At 61.8% G+C, this 20,065-nt stretch carries 13 protein-coding genes; 4 read left to right on the forward strand and 9 right to left on the reverse strand.

Annotated features, from left to right (window positions below):
* Positions 1 to 123 precede the first annotated feature (123 nt).
* The 6 genes from GNZ12_RS29660 to typA form a co-directional block, all read right to left on the reverse strand.
* Positions 124 to 573, reverse strand: coding sequence for a transposase (locus GNZ12_RS29660; RefSeq protein ID WP_172315708.1), 450 nt, complete (start codon positions 571 to 573; stop codon positions 124 to 126).
* A 162-nt stretch (positions 574 to 735) separates the two neighbouring features.
* Positions 736 to 1,833 (reverse strand): cell division protein ZapE, encoded by a 1,098-nt coding sequence (zapE, locus tag GNZ12_RS29665; RefSeq protein WP_172315709.1) that lies wholly within the window; start codon positions 1,831 to 1,833, stop codon positions 736 to 738.
* Positions 1,834 to 1,923: 90 nt separating this feature from the next.
* Positions 1,924 to 3,354: a dihydrolipoyl dehydrogenase gene (lpdA, locus tag GNZ12_RS29670; protein ID WP_172315710.1), complete on the reverse strand. Its 1,431-nt coding sequence runs from the start codon at positions 3,352 to 3,354 to the stop codon at positions 1,924 to 1,926.
* Positions 3,355 to 3,493: 139 nt separating this feature from the next.
* Positions 3,494 to 4,768, reverse strand: a complete 1,275-nt coding sequence (gene odhB / locus GNZ12_RS29675; RefSeq protein WP_172315711.1) for a 2-oxoglutarate dehydrogenase complex dihydrolipoyllysine-residue succinyltransferase — start codon at positions 4,766 to 4,768, stop codon at positions 3,494 to 3,496.
* 152 nt (positions 4,769 to 4,920) lie between these two features.
* Positions 4,921 to 7,782, reverse strand: a complete 2,862-nt coding sequence (locus GNZ12_RS29680) for a 2-oxoglutarate dehydrogenase E1 component (RefSeq protein WP_172315712.1) — start codon at positions 7,780 to 7,782, stop codon at positions 4,921 to 4,923.
* Positions 7,783 to 8,181: 399 nt separating this feature from the next.
* Complete coding sequence (gene typA / locus GNZ12_RS29685) at positions 8,182 to 10,008, reverse strand: translational GTPase TypA (RefSeq protein ID WP_074284515.1); 1,827 nt, start codon at positions 10,006 to 10,008, stop codon at positions 8,182 to 8,184.
* A 318-nt stretch (positions 10,009 to 10,326) separates the two neighbouring features.
* On the opposite strand from typA, the gene GNZ12_RS29690 reads away from it, so the two are divergent.
* From GNZ12_RS29690 to GNZ12_RS29705, 4 genes are all read left to right on the forward strand, one after another.
* The gene (locus GNZ12_RS29690) at positions 10,327 to 10,842 is read left to right on the forward strand and encodes a MarR family winged helix-turn-helix transcriptional regulator (protein ID WP_172315713.1); all 516 of its coding nucleotides are present in this window, start codon (positions 10,327 to 10,329) and stop codon (positions 10,840 to 10,842) included.
* A 49-nt stretch (positions 10,843 to 10,891) separates the two neighbouring features.
* The gene (locus tag GNZ12_RS29695; RefSeq protein ID WP_172315714.1) at positions 10,892 to 12,400 is read left to right on the forward strand and encodes an efflux transporter outer membrane subunit; all 1,509 of its coding nucleotides are present in this window, start codon (positions 10,892 to 10,894) and stop codon (positions 12,398 to 12,400) included.
* A 102-nt stretch (positions 12,401 to 12,502) separates the two neighbouring features.
* Complete coding sequence (locus GNZ12_RS29700) at positions 12,503 to 13,729, forward strand: HlyD family secretion protein (RefSeq protein ID WP_172315715.1); 1,227 nt, start codon at positions 12,503 to 12,505, stop codon at positions 13,727 to 13,729.
* A 34-nt stretch (positions 13,730 to 13,763) separates the two neighbouring features.
* Positions 13,764 to 15,326, forward strand: coding sequence for a DHA2 family efflux MFS transporter permease subunit (locus GNZ12_RS29705; RefSeq protein ID WP_172315716.1), 1,563 nt, complete (start codon positions 13,764 to 13,766; stop codon positions 15,324 to 15,326).
* A 101-nt stretch (positions 15,327 to 15,427) separates the two neighbouring features.
* On the opposite strand, the gene truB is transcribed toward GNZ12_RS29705, so the two are convergent.
* From truB to infB, 3 genes are all read right to left on the reverse strand, one after another.
* Positions 15,428 to 16,363 carry a tRNA pseudouridine(55) synthase TruB gene (gene truB / locus GNZ12_RS29710; protein ID WP_172315717.1) on the reverse strand — a complete coding sequence of 312 codons (936 nt, stop codon included), beginning with the start codon at positions 16,361 to 16,363 and terminating at the stop codon, positions 15,428 to 15,430.
* 90 nt (positions 16,364 to 16,453) lie between these two features.
* Positions 16,454 to 16,819, reverse strand: a complete 366-nt coding sequence (gene rbfA / locus GNZ12_RS29715; protein WP_172315718.1) for a 30S ribosome-binding factor RbfA — start codon at positions 16,817 to 16,819, stop codon at positions 16,454 to 16,456.
* A gap of 201 nt (positions 16,820 to 17,020) precedes the next feature.
* On the reverse strand, positions 17,021 to 19,993 hold the full coding sequence (gene infB / locus GNZ12_RS29720; RefSeq protein WP_172315719.1) for a translation initiation factor IF-2: 2,973 nt from the start codon (positions 19,991 to 19,993) through the stop codon (positions 17,021 to 17,023).
* Between the last annotated feature and the right edge of the window lie 72 nt (positions 19,994 to 20,065).

Raw genomic sequence — 20,065 nt, forward strand, 5'->3', positions numbered from 1 at the left:
CCTGACGCGCGAAGGTGGTGTTCCATCAGGGCCACGCCCGCTGCCAGGATGGAACCAGAAGAAACGGCCGACGATCACCATCGTCCGGCCGTTTTTTTGTTTGAGTCTGGCTGGTTGGAATCGTCATGCAGCGTGCTTGAAGGGCGACGCATAGGCGAACGGCGAAGACGGTAACGGCTTGACCGGTGCCGGGCTATACACTGCGGGCGCCGTGGCCGGAACCTTTTCTGCTTCAACGTTCTTCTGTTGCGCGCTCACATGCGTGCGCATGCGCCCTTCCATCAGCTTACACAGTTCTTCGCTCGCCTCGCCGAACAGCTGATCCATGACGCGCTTGAGCACGCCGGATTCATACCATGCCTTGAAGCGGCGATGGCAGGTTTGATACGAAGGATATTTGCGCGGCATGGCGGACCAGGTCGCGCCGCTATACATCACCCACAGCACGCCGTTGAGCACCGAGCGCGTATTGGCGAGCGGCCGGCCACGCAGTTCGGAGCGCGGACGCAGTTCAGGGAGCAACGGTGCAATGCGTTGCCATTCTTCATCATTGATATCACGGTACGGATTCATGGTTTCTCCTTTGTCAGAACCATGACTAAGAAGATATCCAGTCGTCCGCCGACGGAATATAAGACCAATCCGAATCTTGAAAATACGACTTCGAACACCGCCTCTTTGGTAAGCGGACCGTGATCTATCGCAAAAGCATCGGCGCCCGCGTCACGCGGCCGCTTAAGTCAGCGACGTATCGACGATCCGGCGCGGCGCGTCGAGATATTCTTTCGATTGCATTTCGACGATGCGCGACACCGTGCGCGTGAATTCGTTGGCCATCGGACCGTCGAGGTAGAGTTGATCGGGTGGCACCTCTGCCGACATCAGCAGCTTGACCTTGTGGTCGTAGAACACGTCGATGAGCCATGTGAAGCGGCGCGCCTCCGAAGCCATCCGCACCGACATCTGCGGCACGCCCGACAGGATCACCGCGTGAAAGCGGCTCGCCAGTTCCAGGTAATCGTTCTGCGAGCGCGGACCGCCGCAGAGCGTCGCGAAATCAAACCATACGACGCCGTCCGCGCGCCGCAGTGCCTTCAGCTCCCGCTTTTCGATGCGCAGGATCGGGCTCTCGTCGGGAACCGCTGCAAGGCGCGCAAACGCGTCGCGCAACGCTTTGTCCGAAGCTGCGCCGAGCGGCGTGTGATACACCTCGACCTGTGCCAGCGTGCGTTGCCGGTAGTCGATACCCGCGTCGACGTTGATCACGTCGAGCTTCGACTTGATCAGCTCGATTGCCGGCAGCATGCGGTCGCGATGCAAACCGTCCGGATACAGCGTATCCGGATCGTAATTCGACGTCATCACGAATTGCACGCCGTTCTCGAACAGCTTGTCGAGCAGGCGGTACAGGATCATCGCATCAGCGATATCCGACACGTGGAATTCGTCGAAACAGATCAGCCGGTAGCGCTTGGCGATACGGCGCGCGAGTTCGTCGAGCGGATCGGCCGTGCCTTTCAGATCTTCCAGCTCGCGATGCACCTCGCGCATAAATTCGTGGAAATGCAGCCGCGTTTTTCGGTGCAGCGGCACGATCATGTAGAAGCTGTCCATCAGGAAGCTCTTGCCTCGCCCTACGCCGCCCCACATGTACACGCCGCGCGGCAGGTCCGGATGGATAAGCAGTTTCTTGAACGCATTCGAGCGGCGCGATTTATATTCGGTCCACTCTTCATAGCACCGCTGCAGACGGTCGACCGCCGCGCGTTGCGCCGGGTCCGATTGATAACCTCGTGTCTGCAGTTCTTTTTCGTAGTATTCGGTGACGTTCATTGTGTTGCTGCAAAAAGAAAGGCGGGAGGGAGTGAACCCGCCCGCCTTTGTGGTGATGCCAGAGTTGCGTTCAGCCAGGCGTGCGCGTGATTACATGTTCAACGCGCGCTTGTCCACGGCGAGCGCCGCTTCGCGCATGACTTCCGACAGCGACGGGTGCGGATGGCAAATGCGGCCGATGTCTTCCGACGCCGCCTTGAATTCCATCGCCACCACGGCTTCCGCGATCAGGTCCGATGCGTTTGCCGAGATGATGTGCACGCCGAGCAGTTCGTCGGTCTTTGCGTCAGCGATCATCTTGACGAAACCATCCGCCTTGTTGATGCCGAGCGCACGGCCGTTCGCCATGAACGGGAACTGGCCCGTCTTGACTTCGCGGCCTTCGGCCTTCAGTTGCTGCTCGGTCTTACCGACCCACGCGATTTCCGGTTCGGTGTAGATCACCCACGGAATGCAGTTGTAGTCGATATGCGGCTTCTGACCGTCGATGATTTCGGCCACCATTACGCCTTCGTCTTCAGCCTTGTGCGCGAGCATCGGGCCACGCACCACGTCGCCGATTGCGTACACGTTCGGCACAGCCGTCGCGCAGTGGTCGTCGACGTCGATGAAGCCACGCTCGTTGGCCTTCAGGCCGATGGCTTCGAGGCCGAGGTTGTCGGTGTTCGGCACGCGGCCAATCGACACGATCAGGCGGTCGGCTTCGAGCGTTTGCGCGTTGCCGTCCTTGTCCGTGTACGCGATCGTCACGTTCTTGTCGGTCGTCGTCACTTCGCCGACCTTCACGCCGACGTGGATGTCCAGACCTTGCTTCTTGAATTGCTTGGCGGCTTCTTTAGCCAGCGCCTGGTCTGCCGCGCCGAGGAATTCCGGCAGCGCTTCGAGAACGGTCACGTCCGAGCCCAGACGGCGCCACACCGAACCGAGTTCCAGACCGATCACGCCCGCGCCGATCACGGCGAGCTTCTTCGGCACGGTGTCGAACGTCAGTGCGCCTTCGTTGTCGGCAACGATCTTGTTGTCGACCGGAACGTTCGGCAGATGGCGCGCCTTCGAACCCGTTGCGATGATGACGTTCTTCGCCGTCACGACTTCGGTTTCGCCTTCGCCGCTGACTTCGATCTGCACGCCGGCGTCCGTCTTGCCGGTGAACTTGCCATGGCCCTTGAGCCACGTGATCTTGTTCTTGCGGAACAGGAATTCGATACCCTTGGTCATCTTCTCGACGATGCCTTCCTTGCGGGCCAGCATCTTCGTGATGTCGAGCTTCACGTCCGACACGTTGATACCGTGGTCAGCGAGGTGATGTTGCGCGTTTTCAAATTCTTCCGACGACGCGAGCAGCGCCTTCGACGGAATGCAACCCACGTTCAGACACGTGCCGCCGAGCTTCAGCGCGCCGGCCGGGTTCTTCCATTTTTCGATACATGCGACGGTCTTGCCGAGTTGCGCTGCGCGGATAGCGGCGATATAACCGCCGGGGCCGGCGCCGATCACGACGACGTCAAATTCTTTGGACATGACAATCCTTTTGATGACGGAACGACGCGCGGCCACGCTTCGTGGCGCGCATCGTTCCAGTACTGCGGAATGCTAAAGACGTGCTGCTTATATGGCGTCGACTTGCGCATTGGCAAGCCGACGCCGGCCAAACCGGCGATTACAGGTCGAGCAGCAGGCGCGCCGGGTCTTCCAGCGCATCCTTCATCGCGACCAGCGACAACACCGCTTCGCGACCGTCGATGATCCGGTGGTCGTACGACAGCGCCAGGTAGTTCATCGGACGGATCACGATCTGGCCGTTCTCGACCACAGCGCGTTCCTTCGTGGCGTGCACGCCCAGAATCGCGGATTGCGGCGGGTTGATAATCGGGGTCGACAGCATCGAACCGAACACACCACCGTTCGAGATCGAGAACGTACCGCCCGTCATTTCTTCGATCGACAGCTTGCCGTCCTTGGCCTTCTGACCGAACTCGGCAATCTTCTTTTCGATTTCGGCGAGGCTCAGCTGATCTGCGTTGCGCAGGATCGGCACCACCAGGCCACGCGGCGAACCGACCGCGATACCGATGTCGAAGTAGCCGTGATAGACGATGTCGTTACCATCGATCGACGCGTTCACGAGCGGGAATTTCTTCAGCGCGTGAACAGCCGCCTTCACGAAGAACGACATGAAGCCCAGCTTCACGCCATGTTCCTTTTCGAACTTGTCTTTGTACTTGTTGCGCAGGTCCATCACCGGCGCCATGTTCACTTCGTTGAACGTGGTGAGGATGGCGTTGGTTTGCTGCGACTCGAGCAGACGCTCGGCGATACGCGCACGCAGACGCGACATCGGCACGCGTTGTTCCGGACGGTCCTTCAGCCATTGCTCGGCGGAGGCCGGTGCCTTGACATCCGGCAGCGACGGCTTGGCAGCCTTCGGTGCGGCAGCCGGTGCCGGTGCAGCCTTGGCAGCCGGAGCGCCTGCCGTCAGCACGTCACCCTTGGTGATACGGCCGTCGCGGCCCGTGCCGGCGACGTCGCCCGCGCCCAGACCTTTCTCAGCCATCAGCTTGCCGGCAGCCGGCGAAGCAGCGGTGTTCGCACCCGTTGCGGATGCAGCCTGAGCGGCCGGTGCAGCAGCCGGTGCCGGTGCGGCCACGGGCGCCGGCTTCACTTCGGCTTCGACAGCAGCAGCGCCTGCCGTGCCTTCGGTGTCGATCTTGGCGATCACTTGATCCGCGACGACGATGTCGCCGTCGTTCGAGATCACTTGTGCGAGCACGCCGGCGGAGGGTGCCGGCACTTCGAGCACGACCTTGTCGGTCTCGATTTCGATGAGAATTTCGTCTTGTGCAACAGCCTCGCCGGGCTTCTTCTTCCACTGCAGCATGGTGGCTTCCGAGACCGACTCGGACAGCTGGGGAACCTTGACTTCAACAATAGCCATTATGAATATCCTGAATGCGTATCGGGTGACGGCGCGCGATCTATGTACTCGACGACCGCCTGCGAACCATACCTGCCGGGAACGAACCACCATGTGGTGACTGAACACGGCACGGGAAAGCGCAGCGCGCTTTCCCGGTTCGTCTGTTTTCCTTATTTAGCGATCGACGCGCTCTTGAGGCGGCCGAAAGCGCCTTCGATCAGCGCCTTCTGCTGCTCGTAGTGCTTCGCGTAGTAGCCGACTGCCGGCGAGGCCGAAGCCGGACGTCCGCTGTATGCCAGCTTCTGCCCGTCCTTCATGCCTTCCTTCAGGTGGTGCTCGATGTAGAACCACGGGCCTTGATTCTGCGGCTCGTCCTGCACCCAGACCACTTCGGTCGCGTTGTCGTACTTCTTCATTTCCGCTTCGAACTGCTTATGCGCGAACGGATAGAGCTGTTCGATACGGATGATCGCGACGTCGTTCGACTTCGATTCACGGCGATGCGCCAGCAGGTCGTAGTACACGCGGCCCGAGCAGGCCACCACGCGCTTGACCTTCTTCGGCTCGATCGCTTCGTCGATTTCGCCGAGGATCGGCTGGAACGCGCCCTTCGCCAGTTCGGACAGATCCGACACGGCTTCCTTGTGACGCAGCAGCGACTTCGGCGTAGCGACGATCAGCGGCTTGCGGAACAGGCGGATCATCTGACGGCGCAACAAGTGGAAAATCTGCGCCGGCGTGGTCGGCTGAACGACCTGCATGTTGTGGTCTGCGCACAGTTGCAGGAAACGCTCGATACGTGCCGACGAGTGCTCCGGACCTTGACCTTCGTAGCCGTGCGGCAGCAGCATCGTGAGACCCGACACGCGGCCCCACTTCACTTCGCCCGACGAGATGAACTGGTCGATCACGACTTGCGCGCCGTTCACGAAGTCGCCGAACTGCGCTTCCCATGCGACGAACGTATTCGGTTCAGCGGTCGAGTAACCGTATTCGAAGCCCAGCACCGCTTCTTCCGACAGCACCGAGTCGATCACCGTGAACTTCGCCTGACCTTCGGCGATGTTCTGCAGCGGCACGTAGGTGCCGTCGTTCCAGCGTTCACGGTTCTGATCGTGCAGCACCGCGTGACGGTGCGTGAACGTGCCGCGGCCCGAGTCCTGACCGGTCAGGCGCACGGCATAACCGGATGCGACCAGCGACGCGAATGCCAAGTGTTCGCCCATGCCCCAGTCGAGCTTCGCTTCACCACGGCCCATCGCGCGACGGTCGTTGATGACGCGCTCGACCAGCGGGTGAACCTTGAAGTTTTCCGGGATCGTGGTGACGCGCTCAGCGAGGCGCTTCAACTCAGCCAGCGGCACGGCCGTATCGGCTGCGTCGGTCCACTTGCGGTTCAGGAACGGAACCCAATCCACCGCGTACTTGCTCTTGTAGTTCGAGAGCACCGGGTCGATCGTGTGATGGCCTTCGTCCATCGCCTTGCGGTACGCCTTGACGTATTCGTCTGCATCAGCAGCCGTGATCACGCCTTGCTGCACCAGCTTCTCAGCGTACAGTGCGCGCGTGCCCGGGTGCTTCGCAATCGTCTTGTACATCAGCGGCTGCGTGACAGCCGGCGTGTCCTGCTCGTTGTGACCCAGCTTGCGGAAACAGACGATGTCGACGACGACATCCTTGTGGAACTGCATCCGGAAGTCGATGGCCAGCTGCGTAGCCAGCACAACCGCTTCAGGATCGTCACCGTTCACGTGCAGCACCGGCGCCTCGATCATCTTGACGACGTCCGAGCAGTACAACGTGGAGCGCGAGTCGCGCGGGTCCGACGTCGTGAAACCGATCTGGTTGTTGATGACGATGTGCAGCGTGCCGTGCGTGCCGTAACCGCGCGTTTGCGCGAGGTTCAGCGTTTCCATCACGACGCCCTGGCCTGCGAAGGCCGCGTCGCCGTGAATCTGCACCGGCAGCACTTGCAGGCCGCTGTCGTCGCCGCGACGGTCCATACGCGCCTTCGCCGACCCTTCAACCACCGGGTTGACGATTTCAAGGTGCGACGGGTTGAACGCGAGCGACAGGTGAACCGGGCCGCCTTCGGTCGAAACGTCCGACGAGAAACCCTTGTGGTACTTCACGTCGCCGGCCGGCAGGTCGTCGACGTGCTTGCCTTCGAATTCAGCAAACAGGTCAGCCGGCATCTTGCCGAGCGTATTGACCAGCACGTTCAGACGGCCGCGGTGGGCCATGCCGATGACGATTTCCTGCACGCCGTTGGCGCCGCCGTGACGCACGACTTCGTCCATCGAGGCGATAAAGCTTTCGCCGCCTTCGAGCGAGAAGCGTTTCTGGCCGACGTACTTGGTGTGCAGAAAGCGCTCGAGGCCTTCAGAGGCCGTCAGGCGATTCAGAATGTGTTTCTTCTTTTCATTGGAGAAGTTCGGCGTCGAACGGATCGACTCGAGCTTCTCTTTCCACCAGCGCTTCTGTTCCGGGTCGCTGATGTACATGTACTCGGCGCCGATCGTGCCGCAGTACGTGTCACGCAGGGCCTTGACGATCTCGCGCAGCGAAGCACGCTCGAACCCGAAATACAGATTCGTTGCGCTGAACTCCTGGTCCATGTCGGCTTCGGTGAAGTCGTAGAACGCGGGTTCAAGTTCGGGGATAGCGGGACGTTCGCGGCGCTTCAGGGGATCGAGATTGGCCCATTGCGAGCCGAGGAAGCGATATGCGCCGATGAGGGACTGCACATAGACTTGCTTGCGGGAGGTAGCGAGGTCTTCGCCGCCGGCCGCGGTGCGCGGGATGAAGGCGTTAGCCTTGGCCCGTTGTGCAAACGATTCGACGATCGGGCCATGGGCCACGTCGTTGGCATTGCTGCCATCCGATGCAGGGACGTTCTGCAACGCGTCGAAATAGCTGCGCCAGTTCTCGGGCACTGACGCCGGATTGTCGAGATACGCTTCGTACATTTCTTCTACGTACGGAGCATTGCCGCCGAACAGATAAGAGTTCGACTGGAATTGCTTCATCATTTTTACGCTCACCTTTCTTCGAGTTTCTCGAGAAATAGCGGGTTACAGAACCTTCCGCGACACGGCCTGACCGTTTGGCGGATTGCGCGAATCAAGTCTTGCTTGGAAGGACCTAAAACTTTGCACCCGGGGAGCATATCACAGAACGGATAGTGCAGATAGCAGACGGATTGCCGCTCAAGCCCGTGGCGACGGGCTTTCAGCGACATTACCAGGGCTCGCAATAGTCTTCTGCAGAAAACGGGGACAAACACCTGCAATCGGCCCGCCAACCGCGAACAACCGCATGCAATGCCGCAATGCAATTCACACGAGTCACACGACCAGGGACCCAGAAACGGCAAAAGCCACCCGAAGGTGGCTTTTGCCTTGTCATCAGCCCGGATGCCGGGCGGATGCTTAGTCCACTGCGCCCTTACGGCTGGCGCTGCGGCGCTCGTGTTCCTTCAGGTAACGCTTGCGCAGACGGATGGATTTCGGCGTGACTTCGACCAGTTCGTCGTCGTCGATGAATTCAACCGCGTATTCCAGCGACATCTGGATCGGCGGCACGAGGCGCACCGCTTCGTCCGTACCCGACGAACGCACGTTGGTCAGTTGCTTGCCCTTGATCGGGTTCACGACCAGGTCGTTGTCACGGCTGTGAATGCCGATGATCATGCCTTCGTACAGCGGCTCGCCCGGCGACACGAACATACGGCCGCGATCCTGCAGCTTCCACAGTGCGTACGCCACTGCCGCGCCGTCGTCCTGCGAAATCAGCACGCCGTTACGACGCTCGCCGACACCACCTTCCCTGACCGGCTGATACGAGTCGAACGTGTGGCTCATCAGCCCCGTACCGCGCGTCAGCGTCAAGAATTCGCCCTGGAAGCCGATCAGCCCACGCGCCGAAATACGATACTCGAGACGCGTACGGCCACGGCCGTCCGACGCCATGTCGAGCATTTCGCCCTTGCGGCGGCCCAACTCTTCCATCACGCCACCCTGGTGGCCGTCTTCCATGTCGACCGTCAGGTTTTCGTACGGCTCGTGCTTCACGCCGTCGACTTCCGTCATCACCACGCGCGGACGCGACACGGCCAGTTCGTAGCCTTCACGGCGCATGTTTTCGACCAGAATGGTCAGGTGCAGTTCGCCGCGGCCTGCCACTTCGAACGTGGTTTCGTCGCCCGTTTCTTTCACGCGCAGCGCCACGTTGTGGTTCAGCTCCTTCATCAGGCGGTCGCGAATCTGACGGCTCGTGACGAACTTGCCTTCGCGGCCGGCCAGCGGCGACGAATTGACGAGGAAGTTCATCGTCAGGGTCGGTTCGTCGACGGTGATCATCGGCAGCGCGTCCGGTTGCTCCGGCGCGCAGATGGTCACGCCGATACCGATTTCTTCGATACCGTTGATCAGCACGATGTCGCCGGCTTCAGCCGAGTCGACCTGCACGCGCTCCAGACCCTTGAACGACAGCACCTGGTTGATCTTGCGGTTGAGGATCGCGCCATCGGGGCCCGAACGCACGGCGACGGACATGCCCGGCTTGATCGTGCCACGCGTAATGCGGCCCACGCCGATACGGCCGACGTAGGACGAGTAATCCAGCGACGTGATCTGCAGTTGCAGCGGCGCTGCCGGATCAGCCGGGCGAACCGGCACGTGTTGCAGCACGGCTTCGAACAGCGGACGCATGTCGCCTTCACGCACATCCGGCGTCAGGCCGGCGTAGCCGTTCAGACCCGATGCGTAGACGATCGGGAAATCGAGTTGTTCGTCAGTTGCGCCCAGCTTGTCGAACAGGTCGAAGGTCTGGTTGATCACCCAGTCGATCCGCGCGCCCGGCCGGTCGACCTTGTTGATCACGACGATCGGCTTGAGACCGAGCGCCAGCGCCTTCTTGGTCACGAAGCGCGTTTGCGGCATCGGGCCTTCGACTGCGTCGACCAGCAACAGCACCGAGTCGACCATCGACAGCACGCGCTCCACTTCACCGCCGAAGTCGGCGTGGCCCGGGGTGTCGACGATGTTGATGTGCGTGCCTTCGTACTCGACCGCGCAGTTCTTCGAAAGAATCGTGATGCCACGTTCCTTTTCGATGTCGTTCGAGTCCATCACGCGCTCGACAACCTGCTGGTTGTCGCGGAACGTGGCCGTCTGGCGGAGGAGCTGGTCGACGAGCGTGGTCTTGCCGTGGTCGACGTGGGCGATGATGGCGATATTGCGTAGGGCGCGAGTCATAGGAACCTGGAGACAGTTGAGTGCGCCAGCAGCAGCATTGTGTACGAAGCCAACAAAGCCCAAAGCGCACTTTTGGGAACCCAACATTATAGCACGGCCAAATGAAGCTTTCTGGTATTCCCTGACAACCCCACCGCCTTCCATGCAGCGACGGGTAGGAAGAAAGCCCGCCATACGTCGGCAATACCCTACGCAAACCCGCGCACATTGTGCCTTGAGCAGCAAAAGTTCCTTGCCTAAGCTGTAATAACGCTTGCCGCGTCAATCAACCGCTGCCTATAATCCTGCCTAGTCAACCATTGCATTCGCACGAGAATCATGACGGATCCGTCCTCAATACCGGGCTCAGAAATCAGCGAGTACCAGCTAGGCGAAAGCGTCGGCTATCTGATCTCACGAGTGAAATCGACCCTGTCCAACCTGGTCACCCAGCGCAGCATGGCGGAGCTGGGCATCACCAGCCAGCAAGGCAGCATCCTGTTCATGGTGGCAAGCGGCAAGTGCCTGCTGGCAGCCGAACTGGCGCGTGAATACGGCATTGACGCAAGCGCCGTCACGCGTCTGGTCGACCGGCTGGAGAAACGCGGCCTGCTGACAAGAGTGCGCAGCAACGAAGACCGGCGGGTCGTACGGCTCGCGCTGACACAGGAAGGCCAAGCAATCGCGGCAAAAATGCCTGCCATTTTCAACGGCGTACTGGACAGTCTGCTGGGCGGTTTCACCCCCGAAGAGGTGGGCTTCCTGAAGAGCATGCTGCGCCGCGTACTCGTCAATTCCGGTGAACAAACGGGACTAACCCGTGATGCAGCAAGCAATTTTGATAGCAAATCGTAATAAATTGCTTGCAGTGTCCATCATTACATTCCACTCAAAGAGTCGAGCGATGAAATCCCTTTCCCTGTCCGCGCCCGCGCTTCCGAGCCGGGCCGCTGTCGCCGCTGCGGTGACGGCGCTCGCCTTCACGGGGTGCGCGAACTACTTCGGTATGAAGAGCGACAAGCAGATCTCGTCGCCGGCTCAGTACGAATCCACCCAGAGTCTGCCCAGCCAGGGCGGCCAGTGGCCGTCGCTCGACTGGGCCAACCAGTTTGGTGACCCCCAACTGCCGAAGCTGATCGCGGAAGCACTGGAAGGCAGCCCCTCGATCGCGCAGGCGCAGGCACGCCTCGCCAAGGCTTCGTCGTACATTGAAAGCTCGCGCTCGGCGCTGTACCCGAAGGTCAACGGCAGCTACTCATGGAACCGCGAGCTGTTCTCGGCCAACGCGCTCTACCCGCCTCCGTACGGCGGCACCTGGTATAGCGAAAACAACGTGCTGGCAAGCGCGTCGTGGGATCTGGACCTGTGGGGCAAGAACCGCCAGCGCCTCGGCCAGGCCGTGTCGCAGGAAAAGGCCGCGGAAGCCGATATGCAGCAGGCGCGCGTGACGCTTGCCTCCTCCGTGGCGAGCACCTATAACCAGCTCGCCCAGTTGTACGCATTCCGCGACATCGCCGCGCGCGAAATCGCCAACCGCCAGGACATCAGCCGCATCACCAACGGCCGCGTAACCGCCGGGCTCGACACCAATGTCGAACGGGAAACCGCGAACGGCAACATCGCGACCAGCCAGGCGAACCTGACCGATCTCGACGGCCAGATCACCGTGGTGCGCTATCAGTTGGGCGCGCTGCTCGGCAAGGGTCCGGATCGTGGCCTGCAGATCGCCAAACCGGTTCTTACCACCGGCGCCACGGTAGCGTTGCCGAACAACTTGCCGGCCGACCTCGTGGCACGCCGCGCGGACATCGTCGCCGCACGCTGGCAGGTCGAAGCCGCGATGCACGACGTGAAGGAAGCAAAAGCCGAATTCTTCCCGGACGTTAATCTCGCTGCCGGTTTCGGTTTCGACGCGTTCGGCTGGGGCCGCTTCCTCACCTCGGCAAGCCGGCAGATCCAGTTCGGCCCGGCGATTCACCTGCCGATCTTCGACGCTGGCGCGCTGCGCTCGCAGTTGAAGGGCCGCTACGCAGACTTCGACCTCGATGTGGCGAACTACAACCAGACGCTGATCAATGCCCTCTCGGATGTCGCGACGCAAGTGTCGTCGATCCGTTCGATCGACCAGCAATCGGGCGACGCACAGCGTGCACTCGACGCCTCGACCAAGGCGTACCAGCTGGCAGTGATCCGCTACAAGGCTGGCCTGTCGGAGCAACTGCAGGTGCTAACCGCCGACCAGAATCGCCTTGCCGCCGAACAGACGGTAACGAGCCTGAAGATGCGCCGCCGCGATCTGCAGATTGGCCTCATCAAGGCGCTCGGCGGCGGTTTCGACGCAACGCAGACCGGCCTCGTGGTGCCGACCGACGCCCCGGCGTCGGCCACCGCCGCAACCGCCGCTGCAAATTGAGCGCACAAGCGAACGCGCAAGCCGAAACCGCAGCGAAGCCACACTGATTCCGCACGAACATCCGAATAAACGACGACGCTTGAGAGAACCCGGAGCACATCAATGAGCACCCCCCAGCAGCCCGCTGCCCCCGCACAATCGGCGAACAACGGCAAACGCAAGCGCATGATGACGTTGCTCGTCATCGTGATCCTGATCGCCGCGGTCGCCTACGGCCTTTACTATTTCCTCGTCGCGCGCTTCCATGAAGACACCGACGACGCGTATGTGAACGGCAACGTCGTGCAGATCACGCCGCAAGTCACCGGCACGGTCATCGCCGTGAACGCGGACGACACGCAAACCGTCAAGGCCGGCGACCCGGTCGTCGTGCTCGATCCGGCCGACGCGCGCGTCGCGCTCGAACAAGCCGAAGCCAATCTCGCGCAGACGGTTCGCCAGGTTCGCGGCCTGTTCGCCGACGACAACCAGTATCAGGCGCAAGTTGCCCAGCGCCAGTCCGATCTGTCGCGCGCGCAGGACGACCTGAAGCGCCGCATGGCGGTCGCGCAAACCGGCGCCGTCTCGCTGGAAGAAATCTCGCACGCCCGTGACGCCGTGAAGAGCGCGCAAGCGTCGGTCGACGCCGCCGAGCAACAACTGGCGTCGAACCGCGCGCTGACAGCCAACACCACGATCGCGAATCACCCGAACGTGCAGGCCGCCGCCGCGAGGGTCCGCGACGCTTACCTGAACAACGCGCGTAACAACCTGCCGGCGCCGGTCACGGGCTACGTCGCGAAGCGCTCGGTGCAGGTCGGCCAGCGCGTCTCGCCGGGCACCCCGCTGATGGCCATCGTGCCGCTCGGCGGCGTGTGGGTCGATGCGAACTTCAAGGAAGTGCAGCTGAAGTACATGCATATCGGCCAGCCGGTCGAACTGACCGCCGATGTGTACGGTTCGTCGGTGGTGTACCACGGCAAGGTAGTCGGCTTCTCCGCGGGCACGGGTTCGGCGTTCTCGCTGCTGCCCGCGCAGAACGCGACCGGCAACTGGATCAAGGTGGTGCAGCGTCTGCCGGTACGGATCGCGCTCGACCCGCAGGAACTTGAAAAGCATCCGCTGCGTATCGGCCTGTCGATGCAAGCCGACGTCAGCATCAAGGATCAAAGCGGCGGCCAGCTCGGCGCAGCACCGAACACGGTCTACGAGACCAACGTGTTCGAGAAGTACGGCGACCAGGCCGACGCTGAAATCGCTCGCATCATTTCGGAAAATGCAGGCCCGAACGGCGGTTCACAGAAGTCGGCTCAAGCCGGCGCGGCCAAGCCCGCCGCGAAGCTGATGTAAGCGGCGCGACGATTCATAAAAGAAGGCTTTTTTAATGGCTCAGGCTCAGGCGCAAGTCCCTCATCCGCCGCTCGAGGGCGCGCAGCTGGTGATCGGCACCATCGCGGTGTCGCTCGCCGTGTTCATGAACGTGCTCGACACCTCGATTGCGAACGTGTCGATCCCGTCAATTTCGGGCGACCTCGGGGTATCGGCTGACCAGGGCACGTGGGTGATCACGTCGTTCGCGGTGGCGAACGCGATCTCCGTTCCGCTGACTGGCTGGCTCACGGACCGTGTCGGCCAGGTGCGCCTGTTCATGGCGTCGATCATTCTGTTCGTGATCTCGTCGTGGATGTGCGGTCTCGCGCCCACCCTGCCGTTCCTGCTTGCCTCGCGCGTGCTGCAAGGCGCCGTGGCCGGCCCGATGATTCCGCTGTCGCAAACGCTGCTGCTCGCCAGCTATCCTCGCGCCAAGGCGCCGATGGCGCTATCGATGTGGGCGATGACCACACTGATCGCGCCCGTGGCCGGGCCGATTCTGGGCGGCTGGATCTCGGACAACATCTCGTGGCCGTGGATTTTCTACGTCAACATTCCAGTCGGCGCGATCGCCGCGGTAGCGACGTGGATGATCTTCCGCAACCGCGATTCGGTTATCAGGAAGGCACCGATCGACGGCGTCGGTCTTGGCCTGCTGATCCTCTGGGTCGGCTCGCTGCAGGTGATGCTCGATAAGGGCAAGGACCTCGACTGGTTCTCGTCGACCACGATCGTCGTGCTGGCGCTGGTTGCGGTGATTTCGCTCGCGTTCTTTATCGTCTGGGAATTGACAGCCGAGCATCCGGTGGTCGATCTGTCGCTCTTCAGCCGGCGCAATTTCACGAGCGGCACGATTGCGTTGTCGATCGGCTACGGGCTCTACTTCGGCAACCTCGTGTTGTTGCCGCTGTGGCTGCAAACCGATATCGGTTACACCGCCACCGAAGCAGGTCTCGTGATGGCGCCGGTCGGCCTGTTCGCCGTGCTGCTGTCGCCGATCACCGGCAAGGTATTGCCACGCACCGATCCGCGCTATATCGCGACCTTGTCATTCCTCGTGTTCGCCTTGTGTTTCTGGATGCGCTCGCGCTATACGACGGGCGTCGATACTTATTCGCTGCTGCTGCCCACGTTGATTCAAGGCATCGGCATGGCCGGGTTCTTCATCCCGCTGGTATCGATCACGCTATCGGGTTTGCCAGGCAACCGGATTCCGGCTGCGTCGGGCTTGTCGAATTTCGTGCGGATCATGTGCGGCGGTATTGGCACGTCGATTTTCCAGACCGCGTGGGATCACCGCTCCATCATGCATCATGCGCAACTGGCCGAACAGGCGAGCGCGTACAACCCGGTGTTCGATCAGTCGATCCGACAGATGGGTGCGGCGGGCTTCAGTCAGCCGCAGGCGTATGGTCTGTTCAATACGATGGCGACGCAGCAGGCCGCGCAGTTGGGCGTGAATGATCTGTTCTTTGTATCGGCGGGGATCTTTGTCGCGCTGATCGCGCTGATCTGGATGGCAAAGCCGGAACGCGCCGGTGGTGATGCGGGTGCGGCGGCTGCGGCGGCACATTGAGGGTTTAGCTTCCGTCCGCGATGCGGGCTGTACGTAGGGAAAAAGGCGGGACCGCTGTCGAGCGGTCCCGCCTTTTTCGTTGTTGCTGCTGATGTTTCTGCCTAGCTCTCCGTGGTGACGACCAGCCGCTCGGGCGCCAATACGCCCTCGCCTTGCTTAGCGACGCCAAGCAGACGCCCTTGCGCTGCATACACGCGCACGCGGGGCGCATTCACCGCGTCACCGGTGATCGTCAACTCGGAGAGTTTCAGACGCTGACCGTGCAGGAAGCGACGGGTCGCATCTTCGTCCAGCGTGACGAGCGGGAATGTGGACAGCAATGCGTCGACCGGCTGCAGCCACGTATCACGCTCGCTCTCCGTCGCATCGGACAGCGCGTCGAGCGTCACCGAATGCTCCAGCGTCAGCACGCCGACGCCGGTACGCCGCAGCGCGACCAGATGCGCGCCACAACCGAGCGCTTCGCCGATATCCTCGGCGAGCGTGCGCACATACGTGCCTTTGCTGCACGTTACGCGAAACGTCACGTCGGGCAACGCACAGGCAAGCATGTCGAGCGCGTGAATCGTCACCTGACGCCCTTCCCGCTCCACCGTCTGACCCGCGCGTGCATATTCGTATAGCGGCTTGCCGTCGCGCTTGAGCGCCGAATACATCGGCGGGACCTGGACGATATCGCCGAGAAACGTCTGCATTGCCGCCTGGACCGCAGCCTGATCGCACGTCACGTCGCGCGTGTCGATGGTTTCGCCTTCGGCGTCGCCGGTGGTCGTGCGGATACCGAGGCGCATGGTCGCCTCATAGGTCTTGTCGGCTTCGAGCAAATCTTGCGAAAACTTGGTGGCTTCGCCGAAACACAGCGGCAGGAGACCCGTGGCGAGCGGATCGAGCGTGCCGGTGTGGCCCGCCTTTTTAGCCAGATAGAGACGCTTCGCGCGAATCAGCGCGTCGTTGCTCGACAGGCCGAGCGGCTTGTCGAGCAGCAGCACGCCGTCGAGCGCGCGACGCGGCACGCGGGGGCGTTGAGGTGCGGTCATATCAGAAAGACAGAGTCTTCGAAGTAGTCGGAAACAGCGCTAAATGAATGGCCACTGAGGTAGTGCAGCCAGAAACGCGGCGCCGCGCGGTCAGTCGTCTTTCGCGCGATTGGCGTTCGCCTCGTCGATCAGACGGGACATTTCGACGGCTCGTTCGATCGTCTGGTCATAATGGAAATGCAGCGTCGGCACGGTATGGATATGCAAGCGCTTGAACAGCTGATTGTGCAGATGGCCGGCCGCGTGCTGGAGCGCTTCGAGCGTCTGTTGCGGGTCGCCGGTCAGCGTCGTGAAGTAAACCTTCGCATGCGCGTAGTCAGGCGTCAGCTCGACGCTTTGAATCGTGACGAGGCCGATGCGCGGATCCTTGACCTCGCGCAGCAACTCGGAAAGGTCGCGCTGGATCTGATCGGCGATCTGCACGTTGCGATTGGGAGAAGAACGTTTTTTAGGCATGATATTTGTGTGATCCGCTCTGACGGATGCAAAAAAGTTGTTCGCGCGAGCCGTGGCGGTTGTTGCCGGGACAGCGACGAAGCGGCTTGATAGCGACTGCCATACACCGCGGTGCGCAATACGCGAAATGCGCAGGCCCAAAAACAACGGGCGGAGCGGGCGTTTAAGCCCGCTCCGCCCGTTGAGCCAATGCCGCGTGAATTACAGCGTACGCGCGACTTCGGTAACTTCGAAGACTTCGAACTGATCGCCTTCGACGATATCGTTGAAGTTCTTGATCGACATACCGCACTCGAAGCCCTGACGGACTTCCTTCACGTCGTCCTTGAAGCGCTTGAGCGAATCGAGCTCGCCCGTGAAGATGACAACGTTGTTGCGCAGCACGCGCACCGACGACGAGCGCTTGACGAAACCGTCCGTGACCATACAGCCGGCCACCGCGCCAATCTTCGGTACCTTGAAGACCTGGCGCACTTCGACCGTACCCGTCACGACTTCGCGCTTCTCCGGTGCCAGCATGCCCGACATCGCAGCCTTCACTTCATCTACTGCGTCATAGATGATGTTGTAGTAGCGAATATCGACGCCGTTGCTTTCCGCCAGCTTGCGCGCCTGTGCATCCGCACGGGTGTTGAAGCCGATGATGACCGCTTTCGAAGCCGTAGCCAGGTTGACGTCCGACTCGCTGATGCCGCCGACTGCGCCGTGCACGATCTGCACGCGAACTTCGTCGGTCGACAGCTTGAGCAGCGACTGCACCAGCGCTTCCTGCGAACCTTGCACGTCGGCCTTGACGATGAGCGGCATGTACGCCACTTCGCCTTCGGTCATCTGTTCCAGCATGTTCTCGAGCTTCGCGGCCTGTTGCTTGGCCAGCTTGACGTCGCGGAACTTGCCTTGACGGAACAGCGCAACTTCACGCGCCTTGCGGTCGTCCGGCATGACGATGACTTCTTCGCCTGCTTGCGGCACTTCCGACAGACCTTGAATCTCAACCGGGATCGACGGGCCTGCCGACTTGGTCGGCTTGCCGGTTTCGTCGAGCATGGCTCGCACGCGACCGTAAGCGCTACCTGCCAGCACCACGTCGCCGCGGTTCAGCGTACCCGACTGGACCAGGATCGTTGCAACCGGACCCTTACCCTTATCGAGCTTCGCTTCAATGACCAGACCCTTGGCCGGCGCTTCGACCGGTGATTTCAGTTCCAGCACTTCGGCTTGCAGCAGCACGTTTTCCAGCAGCTCGTCGATACCCACGCCGGTTTTCGCCGACACCGACACGAACGGCGAATCGCCACCGTATTCTTCCGGCACGACGCCTTCCGCGACGAGTTCCTGCTTCACGCGGTCCGGATTCGCATCCGGCTTGTCGATCTTGTTGATCGCGACGACGAGCGGCACGCCGCCTGCCTTCGCATGGGCAATCGCTTCCTTCGTTTGCGGCATCACGCCGTCGTCGGCTGCGACCACCAGAATCACGATGTCGGTTGCCTTCGCACCGCGAGCACGCATGGCGGTAAATGCTTCGTGGCCCGGCGTATCGAGGAACGTAATGACACCGCGCGGCGTTTCGACGTGGTAGGCGCCGATGTGCTGCGTAATCCCGCCCGCTTCACCCGCTGCCACCTTGGCGCGGCGGATGTAGTCGAGCAGCGACGTCTTACCGTGGTCGACGTGACCCATGACCGTGACGACCGGCGGACGCGGCAGTGCTTCTGCGTCCGTGATTTCGCCTTCGACCAGCATCGCTTCCGGATCGTCCAGCTTGGCCGCGACCGCATGGTGGCCCAGTTCCTCGACGATGATCATCGCCGTTTCCTGGTCCAGCATCTGGTTGATCGTGACCATCTGGCCGAGCTTCATCATCGACTTGATGACTTCCGAGGCCTTCACCGCCATCTTGTGCGCCAGATCGGCGACCGTGATGGTTTCCGGCACGTGCACTTCACGCACGATCGGTTCGGTCGGCGCCTGGAACGTGGTGTTCTGATCCTGATGCTTGCCGCGACCCTTCGGGCCACCGCGCCAGCCACGATCGACACCGCCGCTCGAATCGCCACGCGTCTTGATACCGCGGCGCTTCGCTGCGTCGTCCTGCCAGCCGCCCTTGCCACCGCCCGGCTTCTTCTTGTCGCCAGCGGACGGCGTGGTCGTAGCAGCCGGAGCCGCAGCAGCCGGCTTCTTGACTGCCGGACGTGCCGGTGCTTCACCCGCCGGACGCGCCGGCTTGTGCAGCGTGCCCTTGGCTTCCACGGCCTTGACCGGCTCAGCGGGCTTCGGTGCCGGTTCCGGCGCCTTGACCTGCGCCTTGCGCGGCGTGTTCATCATTTCGCGAATCGCACGCGCTTCGGCTTCTGCCGCCGCACGGCGCTTGCTGATTTCTTCCTGCTCGGCGCGCGTTTTCTCGGCGGCCTGACGCGCTGCGTCTTCCGCTTTCTTCGCCGCTTCGCGTTGTGCCGCACGTTCCGCCGCAGCGCGCTCGTCGTCCTGCTCGCTTTCCTTGGCAGCCGCCGGCTCCGCAGCCTTGGCCGCTACCGGTTCAGCCTTCGCAGCCGCCGGCTGGGCAGCCTGGGCCGGCTTCGCGGCCTGAGCCTGCTCGCGAGCCGCCGCTTCGGCCGCAGCCGCCGCGCGCTTCTTCGCCGCTTCCTCTTCCGCACGACGACGCTCGGCTTCAGCAGCCTGCTCGCGCGCCTGACGTTCGGCTTCTTCGCGTTCGAGCTGTTCCTGACGCGCCTTCAACTCCTGAGCCTGCTTTTCGAGCAGCTCGGCTTCGTGACGAGCTTCCTCTTCACGACGCTGGAGTTCGAGATCGTCGACGTCGACGTCTGCCTCGGCCACATGATTCGATGCATCGCCGCCTTCAGCGGCGGATTCGTCGCGGCGGACGAAAGTGCGCTTCTTCCGCACCTCGACCTGAATGGTGCGAGCTTTGCCCGTCGCGTCGGATTGCTTGATCTCCGACGTATGCCGCTTCGTCAGCGTGATCTTGCGCTTGTCCGCATCAGTCGAGCCGTGAGACTTGCGCAAGTGGTCGAGCAGACGCGCCTTGTCCGTTTCGGACAAGCTGTCGTCTTCGCTCGCTTTGGTGACGCCTGCTGCCTGCAGCTGCTCAAGGAGCACGCCTGCAGGCATTTTCAGTTCCGCGGCAAATTGGGCTACGTTGTTACTCGCCATTCATTCCTCTTAATGCAAGGACCGATTCCTTGCGGTTAGCATCTTGTCATGCGGCCTGACGGCCGCTTCAAT

It is taken from the genome of Paraburkholderia solitsugae (assembly GCF_013177695.1).
GTDB lineage: Bacteria > Pseudomonadota > Gammaproteobacteria > Burkholderiales > Burkholderiaceae > Paraburkholderia > Paraburkholderia solitsugae.